General features: G+C 61.0%; 11 protein-coding genes. 3 read left to right on the top strand and 8 right to left on the bottom strand.

What is annotated here, in order from left to right; genetic code table 11:
- A partial coding sequence (locus Q0M35_RS13835) for a Hint domain-containing protein (protein WP_295316293.1) occupies positions 1-997 on the bottom strand: 997 nt, incomplete at its 3' end.
- A 163-nt stretch (positions 998-1,160) separates the two neighbouring features.
- On the opposite strand from Q0M35_RS13835, the gene Q0M35_RS13840 reads away from it, so the two are divergent.
- The gene (locus tag Q0M35_RS13840) at positions 1,161-2,288 is read left to right on the top strand and encodes an aminotransferase class V-fold PLP-dependent enzyme (protein ID WP_295316295.1); all 1,128 of its coding nucleotides are present in this window, start codon (positions 1,161-1,163) and stop codon (positions 2,286-2,288) included.
- On the opposite strand, the gene Q0M35_RS13845 is transcribed toward Q0M35_RS13840, so the two are convergent.
- The 3 genes from Q0M35_RS13845 to Q0M35_RS13855 form a co-directional block, all read right to left on the bottom strand.
- Positions 2,281-3,489: a UbiH/UbiF family hydroxylase gene (locus Q0M35_RS13845; RefSeq protein ID WP_295316297.1), complete on the bottom strand. Its 1,209-nt coding sequence runs from the start codon at positions 3,487-3,489 to the stop codon at positions 2,281-2,283. The two genes, Q0M35_RS13840 and Q0M35_RS13845, sit on opposite strands and share 8 nt — an antisense overlap.
- A 40-nt stretch (positions 3,490-3,529) precedes the next feature.
- Positions 3,530-3,778 (bottom strand): hypothetical protein, encoded by a 249-nt coding sequence (locus tag Q0M35_RS13850; RefSeq protein WP_295316299.1) that lies wholly within the window; start codon positions 3,776-3,778, stop codon positions 3,530-3,532.
- An 84-nt stretch (positions 3,779-3,862) separates the two neighbouring features.
- Positions 3,863-4,507 carry a pyrimidine 5'-nucleotidase gene (locus Q0M35_RS13855; RefSeq protein WP_295316313.1) on the bottom strand — a complete coding sequence of 215 codons (645 nt, stop codon included), beginning with the start codon at positions 4,505-4,507 and terminating at the stop codon, positions 3,863-3,865.
- Positions 4,508-4,588: 81 nt separating this feature from the next.
- On the opposite strand from Q0M35_RS13855, the gene Q0M35_RS13860 reads away from it, so the two are divergent.
- Positions 4,589-5,266 carry a GntR family transcriptional regulator gene (locus Q0M35_RS13860; RefSeq protein ID WP_295316301.1) on the top strand — a complete coding sequence of 226 codons (678 nt, stop codon included), beginning with the start codon at positions 4,589-4,591 and terminating at the stop codon, positions 5,264-5,266.
- Positions 5,267-5,271: 5 nt separating this feature from the next.
- On the opposite strand, the gene Q0M35_RS13865 is transcribed toward Q0M35_RS13860, so the two are convergent.
- Positions 5,272-7,149: a glycosyltransferase family 2 protein gene (locus Q0M35_RS13865; protein WP_295316303.1), complete on the bottom strand. Its 1,878-nt coding sequence runs from the start codon at positions 7,147-7,149 to the stop codon at positions 5,272-5,274.
- A 104-nt stretch (positions 7,150-7,253) separates the two neighbouring features.
- Positions 7,254-8,414, bottom strand: a complete 1,161-nt coding sequence (gene carA / locus Q0M35_RS13870; protein WP_295316305.1) for a glutamine-hydrolyzing carbamoyl-phosphate synthase small subunit — start codon at positions 8,412-8,414, stop codon at positions 7,254-7,256.
- A gap of 225 nt (positions 8,415-8,639) precedes the next feature.
- Here carA and Q0M35_RS13875 point away from each other — a divergent pair, with 225 nt between their 5' ends.
- A complete protein-coding gene (locus Q0M35_RS13875) occupies positions 8,640-9,098 on the top strand; it encodes a GatB/YqeY domain-containing protein (RefSeq protein ID WP_295316307.1) in 459 nt (152 codons plus the stop codon).
- A 462-nt stretch (positions 9,099-9,560) separates the two neighbouring features.
- Here Q0M35_RS13875 and Q0M35_RS13880 read toward each other — a convergent pair whose 3' ends face one another.
- Positions 9,561-10,043, bottom strand: a complete 483-nt coding sequence (locus Q0M35_RS13880; protein WP_295316309.1) for a DUF2244 domain-containing protein — start codon at positions 10,041-10,043, stop codon at positions 9,561-9,563.
- Positions 10,044-10,393: 350 nt separating this feature from the next.
- A partial coding sequence (locus tag Q0M35_RS13885) for a cbb3-type cytochrome c oxidase subunit I (RefSeq protein ID WP_295316311.1) occupies positions 10,394-11,228 on the bottom strand: 835 nt, incomplete at its 5' end.

An 11,228-nucleotide genomic window follows, 5' to 3' on the forward strand; every position in this document is an offset into this window, starting at 1 on the left:
AAACGATCTGATGCGCATCAAAAAGAAAGTGCACGTATTCAACCTCTTCACAGGGTACGATCCGGATTGTGTTGCCGTTGACCAGATGCTTGGCCGCGACAAGCACCTCACCTGTGCCGAAAAGCAGCTCCGCTTCGGCGCCTGTCACCAGCATCCGGTGGTTCTGTGAAACTTTCAGATCGCGCAGATTGCGCAGCGCACCGGCCCTGATGTGCACCGGCGCATTGGGCCCTGTGCCCGGCATGCGTTGTTTGCCGATCCACCTGACCGGCTGCGGGCCATCGTCAAGGGTGTTGACCAGATCCCCCTCGGTCAGCGTCTCAATATAGCGCGGCCCGTCCGGCGTCTCAATGAGCGTGCCCGCGGCGAAACAGACAACCAGCAGATCCTCCAGGTCAGCGGAGAATATTCCGTCGCCCGGGGTCACCGTACCGTCGCCATCGGTGTCGATATCTTCGATGGTCGGCACATCAATGCGCCCGTTGGAATCCAGCGCCTGGCGGATATTTACACCAGCAACAATGGTCAGCTCTTCAAGCGCTGGCGCGCCGTCTTCATCGCTGGTCAGCCCGTCGGCTGCGAACTCGAGGTATCGGTCGCCCATGGTGCGGCGGCCCACATCGATATCCGCCGTGCCGTCATAGGTGAATTTCGGCTCCCCGAATGTATAGTCAAACGCGTTCTCGTAAACCTCAATGCGGGTAATCACGGAATCGTCCGTGAGCAGTCCTTCAGCAGTTGTGTTCTGAATGGTCAGGACGATGATGTCGTCGGGCTCAAAAACATCTGTGCCACTGTGAATGCGCAGCAGGCCACCATTTGCCGCGGGCGCGTTGGATTTGGCAGCGTTGCCCAGCACGCTGAACCCGTTCACAGCGATCGTGGTTTCATGCGTATCATCTGTTGCAGCTGCGGCTGCGGTTGTATTGTTGCCGTTGCCGTTGCCGTTGCCGTTGCCGTTGCCGTTGCCGTTGCCGTTGCTCTTGCCGGGGGGCATGCTCTGCCTCGTCGATTATTGTTGTTTCGGTCGAAATTAAGGAGCAAATGTGGCGCAAATGTGGCAGATGGACTGTTCAGACCGGCCTGACTGCGTCAATGCGTGCTTTGCGCCAGGATGCCCGACAGGCTATGCCGGGCGCAAGAGCGATGGGAGAGAAAAAATGGCAGCTTTACTCGATACGATTGATCCCGAGGGCCTGGAAGAATTTTCGGTTGTCTTTACGGACCGGTCTCTGAACTCCATGTCAAAGGCTTTTCAGACCGTGATGACAGATATTTCTGGCATGCTCAAAGAGGTCTATGCAGCCGATGCTGTGGCTCTGGTGCCGGGCGGGGGTACATATGGCATGGAAGCTGTCGCGCGCCAGTTTGCGCGGGGCGCTGAGGTGCTGGTCGTGCGCAACGGCTGGTTTTCGTATCGCTGGAGCCAGATTTTTGAAACCGGTGGGCTGGCTGCAAATACGACCGTCCTGAAAGCGCGCCAGACCGGCAATACCGGACCGTCTCCCTTTATGCCGGCACCGATTGAGGATGTAACCGCCGCAATCGCTGAGCAGAAACCAGATGTGGTCTTTGCGCCGCATGTGGAAACAAGCGCGGGCGTGATCCTGCCCGACGATTACATTAAGCAGATGGCCACGGCTGTTCATGAGGCAGGTGGTCTGATGGTTCTCGATTGTATCGCGTCCGGCTGTGCCTGGGTCGATATGCGCGCTCTGGGGGTCGACGTGCTGATCTCTGCGCCGCAAAAGGGATGGTCTGCCTCGCCGTCGGCCGGTCTGGTTATGATGTCGGAGCGTGCGGTTGCGCGTCTGGCAGAGACGCAGTCCGACAGCTTTGCCATCGATCTGCGCAAATGGCACGACATCATGCAGGCCTATGAAAACGGTGGTCATGCCTATCACGCGACAATGCCCACGGATGCGCTGCGCAACTTTCGCGACACGATACTCGAGACCCGCGAGTACGGGTTTGACCGGCTGTGCGAGGCACAGTGGGCGCTCGGGGATGGCGTGCGCACGATGCTCGCGGAAAAGGGGGTAACATCGGTTGCCGCAGAAGGGTACGGCGCTCCGGGTGTGGTTGTCAGCTACACCAGTGACCCCGATGTACAGAACGGCAGGAAATTCATGGCCGAAGGCATGCAGATTGCCGCCGGCGTGCCGCTGCAATGTGACGAACCTGCCGAGTTCAGGACCTTCCGGCTGGGTCTTTTCGGTCTTGATAAACTCTACGATGTACCGGGCACGCTGGCCCGTCTGCGCCGGGTCATCGACCGGGTTATCTGACGCCCAGACCCATCTGCATCAGTGTCCGGCGTACAGGCGGCAGCGCATAAAGCGCCTGCAGCCCGGCGGCACGCGCATCTCTGAGGGCAGGTGCCTCGACCTGGCTTGCCCGGTTCAGCAGATCAATCCCCCGAACCCGCACAGAAATATCGTTGTAGCGCGCGTCGTGATAGGCATCGAGCATCGCGCGGTCTCCCAGTGTATCAGGGTTTCGCTGCGCAAGACCGAGCAGGCAGGCTGTATCGGCGAGGCTCATGTTCAGGCCCTGCGCACCGATCGGGGGAACAACATGGGCCGCTTCCGCGATCAGCGCCAGGCGCTCGCCTGTCAGTCGATGCGCCTTCTGGCTGATGATCGGCCAGATCGTGCGCGGCGACGCGAGCTTCAGCGGGCCGAAAAGTCCGCAACTGCGCGCAGTCATCTCTTCCTCAAAGGCGGCCTCGTCCATCTCGAAACGTGCCTGCGCGCGGGGACCGGCATCCATCCAGACGACGGCCGAGGACGGCTGACCTTCGTAATCGGGCAGGGGCACAAGGGTAAAAGGTCCACCGGTCCGGTGGACTTCTGTTGAGACATTGCGGTGCGGCTCAGGATGGGTCACCGCGAAAGCCAGCGCTTTCTGGCCATAGCGCTGTGTGGAGACACCGATGCCCGCTGCCTGGCGCATCGGCGAGTTGCGCCCGTCGGCGGCGACGACCAGACGCGCGCGCACAACAGTTCCGTCGCTCAAACCGGTGCGGGCCTCGCTTTCCCGGGTAAAAAGGGAGGTCGTTGCCGTCCCGGGACGGAAATCGACGCTCTCAAGTTCTTCGAGGCGCTTCACCATATCGCGACGCAGCAGCCAGTTGGGCAGGTTCCATCCGAAAGGGAGTTCCGACACTTCATCGGCACAGAAATCGCGGGTGATGCGTGCCTCGCCGGCCGGGCCGCCGGCGTCCACAATACGCATTACCTGCAAAGGAGCGGCATGTGGCGCGAGATGGTCCCAGAGACCCGCGCTTTGCAAGACATCACGCGCTGGCTGCAGCATCGCGGTCGAGCGCATGTCTGCGCCCGCCTCGTCGCGTCCCGTCACGGGCGGCGCGGGATCAACACAGACGACATGAAATCCGGCGCTGCCAAAGGCAGCAGCCGCCGTCATCCCGGCGATGCCACCACCGGAGATAAGAACGTCACAGGATATCCCGGATTTTTCAGCCATAACCAGTGTTAGCCTGACCTGTCCGCCGCCGCCAGTGATCTCACCCCCAGGTGATCGCCAGCAGCAGTACGAATATGACGGGAACTAACGCAAGTGCGGGCAGGTAAAGTCCGGGCAGGCCAAAGATCAGTGCAGAGCACATCCACAGGCTCACAAAGAAGATCAGCGCAAACCAGATGTTGGAGGCGTCACCAAAGGCCACATCGCGGGCGATCCATCCGATCACGGGAACGGCAAAGAACAGACGTTGCCAGAGCGGCAGTTTCGGGATGTCAGTCGCAACAGTCATACAGGGTGCACTCCGTTTATCTGAAAATTCAGATAGTGCGCACCTGGTCCCGGGGGAGGTGCCCGATTGTCGCATCTCAACGAATCAGATCAGGCGTCCGAGAAAATCACTGAGATCGTCGGTATGAAAGTGGATGTGCTCCCCCGCGCCACGTTCTGCGGCAACGTGCACAGTGCGCATACCCATGGTATGCGGCACTTTCAGATTGCGTGCATCATCCTCGAACATAGCAGCGCCGGACGTTTTCAGACCGTCGCGCGCAAAAATAGTCTCGTAGGCCACGCGGTCCGGTTTGGGATGATAGCCCGCATGTTCCACGCCGTAAATCGCATCGAAAAGCCCGCTGAGGCCGCGCGCGGCAAGCACCCGTTCGGCATAGGGCGCGCTGCCGTTGGTATAAACGATACGCCGTCCCGGCAAAGCACGGATGCGCTCCGCCAGCACCGGATCAGGGCTCAGCCGGTCCATCGGGATGTCGTGCACATCGTGAAGGTAAGGATCGGGGTCAACGTCATGCTCGCGCATCAGCCCCGCGAGCGTGGTGCCGTGCCTGGCCCAGTAGAGTTTGCGCAACCGGTCCGCCTCTGTGTGATCCACGCCGAGCGTCTGCATCACCCATGCGGTCATCCGCACTTCGATGAGATCGAAAAGACGCGCCTCTGGAGGGTAGAGCGTGTGGTCGAGATCAAAGACCCAGTCGGAAATATGTGTAAAGGAAGCCGCCGTCATAGGGCCGTGGTAAGGACCGGTGCCTGTGAGCGCAAGCCCCGGCTCTTGCCAGCGCGCCTTTCCCGCCATTAGGGTGCAATGATGAAACGAGAAAAAAGCGCGGTCATGCCATTGCGTAAACTACAGCAAACTGATGCCTATTCGATGATCCTCGAGGCGATTGATCTGGGCGAATACCGGCCTGGCGACAGGCTGGTCGAAAGCGAGCTTGCGGACCGCTTCGGCGTTTCGCGCACGCCTGTCCGCGAAGCGTTGCAGCGGCTCGAAACCCAGTCGCTTTTGTCGCGGGATGGTCGCAGCCTGATCGTGGCCTCGCTGGATCACAATCAGATGGCCGAGCTTTATGTGGTGCGTCGCGAACTTGAAGGCCTCGCCGCGCGCCTCGCCGCCCAGCACGCAACCGCCGAAGAAGTCCGGATGCTGCGGGAGATGGTGACCGAGGACGATGCGCTGATCGAAGACCCGCCGGCGCTGGCGCGCGCCAACCGGCGTTTTCACAAACAGATTCATCTCGCATCGCACAATCGCTATCTGGTGCAGCAACTTGATCTGGTGCACCGGACCATGGCGCTTATGGCCACGACGTCGCTGGCCGCACAGGGGCGGGGTGTCATTGCCCAGTCAGAACATGATGCCATCGTCGCTGCCATCGAAGCGCGTGATGCCGATGCTGCCCATGACGCGCTGCGTGAGCATATCTCGGTTGCTTTCATGACGCGGCTGAAACAGGACGCAGGGCAGCGCCGCGATCAGAGCTGAGCGTCTCAGGGCAGGTCGGTCTGACGGGTAACGCCGTGCTGGGTCTTGTCCCAGAAGAACGGTGAGCGCAGCATTTCCCACAGTGCTTTATACGCAGCCACCGTGCCCAGCGGATAATAGAACATCATCGTCGGAACGAAGGCCATCAGATGCCGGTGCCCGCGCCCGGAGACCGCAACGAGCCCCATTGCAAGGCTCAGTACTTCTGAAAATATAAAGAGCCCTGCCATGCTCCAGACAGCCGCGCTTCCCAGAGTGCCGGCTACAGGATGGGGCATACCGGCCGCCGATAACCAGAAAGTCCAGAGCACCGGCGCCATGGCGAATTGCGAAAATGCAGCCAGAAAAATGGTCTGAAGTCCCATAAATCTGATAAATCCGACATCGCGGATCAGTTGCCGGGGACGGCGCATATGAACAAAATAGGTGATCATGAAGCCCTTGAGCCAGCGCGAACGTTGGCGGATCCAGGGCCAGGCGCGGCTTGTCGCCTCTTCATGGGTAACTGTGTCGATCAGCTCGGTGCGGTATCCGTGGCGCGCCAGCCGCACTCCCAGATCAGCATCTTCCGTTACATTATGCGCGTCCCAGCCGCCCAGCTCCTCAAGCGCGTCGCGGCGGAAAAAGAGCGTCGTGCCCCCCAGTGGCAGCACCAGGCCCAGACGCGCAAGCCCGGGCATCACCATGCGCCACCAGGTCGCGTATTCAATTGTAAAACACCGTGCCAGCCAGTTGGCACGGGAGTTGTAGTAGTCCAGTACACCCTGCAGGCACACCACCTCCGGCGGGGCGTCGTTAAAGCGCGACACCACCCGCTCGATCTGATCCGCCTCTGGCCAGTCTTCGGCATCCCAGACCCCCACGATGCTGCCGCGGCAGAAATCCAGCGCATAATTCAATGCACGCGGTTTGGTCGTCAGATCCCCGGCGCCGGGCACTTCGATCACACTCATCCACTCGGGAAGCTCAGTGCGCGCGATGGTTTCGCGGGTCAGTCGGTCGTCTTCTTCGAGCACCAGCACCACATTCAGAAGTGATTTGGGGTAGGTCAGCCCGCTCAGGCGCGCAATCAGTTGCGCCGCGATTTCTTTTTCCTTGAGCAGCGGCACCAGAACTGACACGCGGGGCAGACGGAAGGGCGTTGAAATGATCGCGGCGGTCGGAGTGCTGCGCGCTGTGGTGAAATGTGTCAGGAATGCCGCCGCTTTCAGGGTCGTGATCATTGCGAGGGTAATGACAGCCCAGAGGACCGCAGCGGTGAGCGTCCATGCGGGGGCCAGAAACGCCGCGGTGCAGGTGACGGCCAGAAGCCCCAGAGCGATGAAGGTCCGCCGTGTGCTGCCGGTACTCCAGCCCCGGCAGCTTTCCGTCGCAGGCACGCGGACGGCGGCTTTGCCCGCCAGTTCGCGCCCGTAAAGGCGGCTGATGTGGGATTGTATCTGCACCTCATCTACGATCACCGGAAACATCTTCCGGCTGCGGCTGCCAAGCGCCTGGCGCAGACTGGCAAAAGCTGTGGGGCTCGGCGTGGCGACATAAAGCGCGCGGGCGTCCTCGCGCCAGGGTACCACGCCGTAGCGCAGGCAAAGCGCGGCCGGCAGATGGCCTGCCATATCAGGCGCCGGGGGAGACAGCTCAAGATCGGCACCTTCGCTGCGGGCCTGCTGCGCCAGCGCACCCAGCACATCGCGGCGCGAAACCAGCCCCTCGGCCACCATAATGTCGCCGAGCGGCGCATCGATATGCCCCTGCAGGCCAAGCGCATGCATCAGATCGCGCGGCCCGATCTTGCCGGTATCCACGAGCAACTGACCCAGCGGCGGATGCCGGCTGCCGGTCGGCGCCCGCCCGGGACGTGTCAGGCTCAGGTCGAGATCATTCATGAGTGGGTCTGCCCGCAATGGTTCAGCACCGGCAGACCCTGTCAGAACAGAGTTAATGATCTGTAAATTACTGAAATTTCAACCTGAGAGGGTATCAGACCGGTTCAGGCAGCGCGATCTGCCATCGCTTTTGCGAAGCGCTCAAAGAGGTAGTAGCTGTCCTGCGGGCCGGGGCTGGCTTCCGGGTGGTGCTGCACGGACCAGACCGGGCGGCCATCCATGCGAATACCGCAGTTTGAGCCGTCAAAGAGCGAGGTATGCGTCTCGACCACGCCCTGCGGCAGGGTCTGCGCATCCACTGCAAAGCCGTGGTTCATCGACGTGATCTCGACCTTACCGGTATCGTGATCTTTGACCGGATGGTTTGCGCCGTGATGACCGTGGTTCATTTTGATGGTTTGCGCGCCAAGTGCCAGCGCCAGCATCTGATGCCCGAGGCAAATGCCGAAGACCGGCAGATCCGTGTCATCCAGCACCTGGCGGATCATCGGCACGGCATAGGCACCCGTTGCCGCCGGATCACCGGGGCCGTTCGACAGAAACACGCCATCGGGATCATGCGCCATCACATCCTCAAAGGATGCTGTCGCCGGCAGCACGGTCACATCACAGCCGGCACTTGCGAGACAGCGCAGGATATTGCGTTTGGCACCATAATCCAGCGCCACCACTTTGTACTTCGGATCCTGCAGCGGGGCATATCCGTCGGGCCAGGCCCACCGCATCTCGTTCCAGCGATAGGACTGCGCACAGGTCACTTCGCGCGCCAGATCGACACCTTTGAGCCCGGCAAACCCGCGCGCGGCCGCCACCAGTGCTTCAACATCGAAATTGCCGTCAGGGTTGTGCGCGAGGGCCACGTGCGGCGCGCCTGACTGGCGGATCGCCCGGGTCAGACGGCGCGTGTCCACCCCGCCAAGTGCGATGCGCCCGCGTGACGCCAGCCACTGGTCGAGCCCCTGCACGGCACGCCAGTTCGACGGGTCGGTGGGCATCCATTTGACGATCATACCGGCGGCAACCGGGTCGCCTGTTTCATCATCTTCGGGGTTTACGCCGACATTTCCTATGTGCGGGAAGGTAAAGGTGACGATCTGCCCGGCATAGGACGGATCGGTCATGATCTCCTGATACCCGGTCATGGCGGTGTTGAAGCAGAGCTCCGCCTCTGTCTGCCCGGTGGCCCCGAAGCCCTGACCGTAAAAAAGCGTTCCGTCCGCGAGGGCCAGACAAGCGGTGGGGCGGTCGGGCGCAGCTGCAGACATGAGGCAGTCCTTTCAGAGTGTATGGCGGGGACAAAATCTGGCGGAAACTAGTCCTGTAGCCAGCAGGGGTCAAGGGCTCTTCCGGCGCCGGTTCCGGCGCGGCATCCGGTCATCTGTCGTGGCGGCTTGCAAGCGGTTGCCGGTGTTGCAGGCATCACCGGCTTTGTTTATGGTCCGGCGCCGGAGCACAGCCCCCGGAGCGGGGTTAAAGCAGAGGAATGAGCAATGGACCTTCGTACAAAAATCTCCGCCGCGCTGAAGCAGGCGATGAAAGACAAGGCGGCCGACCGTCTGTCGACGCTGCGGCTGATCAACGCCGCAATCAAGGACAAGGACATTGCCGCGCGCGCCGAAGGCAACGAGGACGGGGTGGGCGATCCTGAAGTGCTGGCCATTCTGGGCAAAATGTCGAAACAGCGCACGGAAAGTGCCCGCGCTTATGAAGAGGGCGGACGTCTCGATCTGGCCGACCGGGAGCGCAGCGAGATCGACGTGATCGAGGAATTCCTGCCGCGACAGCTGAGCGAAGAGGAATCCGAGCAGGCCGTAAGTGAGGCCATCGACGAGACCGGGGCAGACAGCATCCGCGACATGGGCCGGGTTATGGCGGTGCTCAAGGACAAATACACCGGACAAATGGATTTCGGCAAAGCCGGACCTTTGGTGAAAGACCGCCTGAGCTGACCAGATCACCCGATTTGAACGGTGACAAAGAAGACAGCGCGCTGATTATTGCCGCGCGCAGGACGCCCATGGGCGACACTGTTCCGGGGTATGATCTGCCGGCGCCTGGCGCCGCGGTTGGGCTCAACCCTGCCAGCGCGCCGGTTAAGCCGGGATGGCAGCGCCCGCGCCTCAGCGACCATCGGGAAGACTCCGGAGAAACTTCTGCTCTTGGGGCGGCTGAGAGAAGGACAGGTTCCGGATGCGCGGCTGTAGTACCGAACGGACGAAGGACGGTGACATGACCCGCGTCAGCGTGCGGTTCCGGCGTGATTACACCAGTCAGCCGCAGGCCTGATGCTGCACGCACCTGAAGAGATCACCCGCCCGCAGCGGACGCAGCGCCCCTGACACCTCACACCGGCCGGATGCACGGGTGCCTGTAACGGTACCGCACGAACACTGAGCCTGGAATGCGGCTTCTCACCGCCGCCAGGCGCGTTGCAGCTCATCATAAAGCGACACGCGCTCTTCCTCGCTGAGAAAGGCGCCGATCTCGACTTCGCGGCCCATGCCTTTAAGCGTCACATAATGCGGCACGGGGCCGTCCTTTTCGTATTTGGTGATCGTGGTCCAGTACCGGTTGCAGTCCCATTCCTGCACGGTGCCCGACGGGTCGGTGCGCACCAGTTGCGCCTCATCAGGCCCCAGGGTGAGCACTTCGCTGATCTGTCGTGATTTCCAGTTGCGTTGCAGCGCAAAATAGATCCCCCAGACGGCCAGCAGCAGAAACGGCAGTAATCCCCACAAAACCGGAGAGCCCAGCAGCGGCAGCGTGGGGATACAGATCAGCGTGAACGTGCTGAGCACGAAGGCGGCCATCCCGCGCGCAGGCAGCGAGTTGTGGGGCCACAGGCACAGGACCTGTGGCGTTTCGTCGGGCTGGCTGGTCCATTGATACGGCATGATCGTCTGATTGTGGTTGGTATTGGTCGGAATTTAACGCAGGGCAGACGAGGCGCGCAATGCGTCAAAAGGGAAGGGGCCGTACTGCTTTTGTAAAATCCGGTGGCGCCTTGCGCATAACGGCGTGTTTACGGCGGTCTGAAATGCCAGTGACCGGGTTTCACGCGCGCGAACGGTGCCTCGGTTTTACAGGCTGAATGACCTGCCTTTTCGCCGGAACGGTTCGGACAGGCTGCCCCTGACGGGAGGGCGCCCCTGGCGCCGGTAAAGCCAGTCTGCGGGTCTCTTTAAGGTTACCGATAAGAAAAGGCCCCGGAAATCCGGGGCCTTCTGATCGTAGTCGGTCAGCTTCAGTGACCGGGCTGTTTGTCCCATTCTTCCTGCTTGGGCAGGATTTCGAAGGTGTGCTCCGGTGGCGGGCTGGGCAGTGTCCATTCCAGCGTATCCGCATATTCGTTCCACGGGTTGTTCTCTTTGCATTCTTTGCCCTTGCGGATGGCGTAGAACATCACGCCGAAGAAGAACAGGAAGGATGCAAAGCTGAGGAAGGCACCGAGGCTCGACCACCAGTTCCAGTAGGCAAAGGCATCCGGATAGTCGATGTACCGGCGTGGCATGCCCTGACGCCCGAGGAAGTGCTGCGGGAAGAAGGTCAGGTTGGCACCGATGAAGAAGGTCCAGAAGTGCAGTTTACCAGCCCACTCAGGGTACATACGGCCCGTCATCTTGGGGAAGTAGAAGTAGATACCCGCAAAGATCGCAAAGACCGCACCGAGACTCATCACATAGTGGAAGTGTGCCACGACATAGTAAGTGTCATGATAATAGCGGTCGACTGCCGCCTGGCTGAGCACGATACCGGTGACACCGCCCACAGTGAAGAGGAACAGGAACCCGAAGGCCCAGAGCATCGGTGTTTTGAACTCCACCGAGCCGCCCCACATGGTCGCGATCCAGCTGAAGATTTTCACCCCTGTCGGCACCGCGATCACCATCGTGGCAAGCATGAAATATGCCTGCTGGTTGAGGGACATGCCCACAGTGTACATATGGTGCGCCCAGACAACGAAGCCCAGAGCACCGATGGCAATCAGGGCCCAGACCATCGGCAGGTAGCCAAAGACCGGTTTGCGCGAGAAGGTCGCAATCACGTGGGAGATAATGCCGAAGCCAGGAAGGATCACG

It is taken from the genome of Roseobacter sp., assembly GCF_024639605.1.
Classification (GTDB): domain Bacteria; phylum Pseudomonadota; class Alphaproteobacteria; order Rhodobacterales; family Rhodobacteraceae; genus Roseobacter.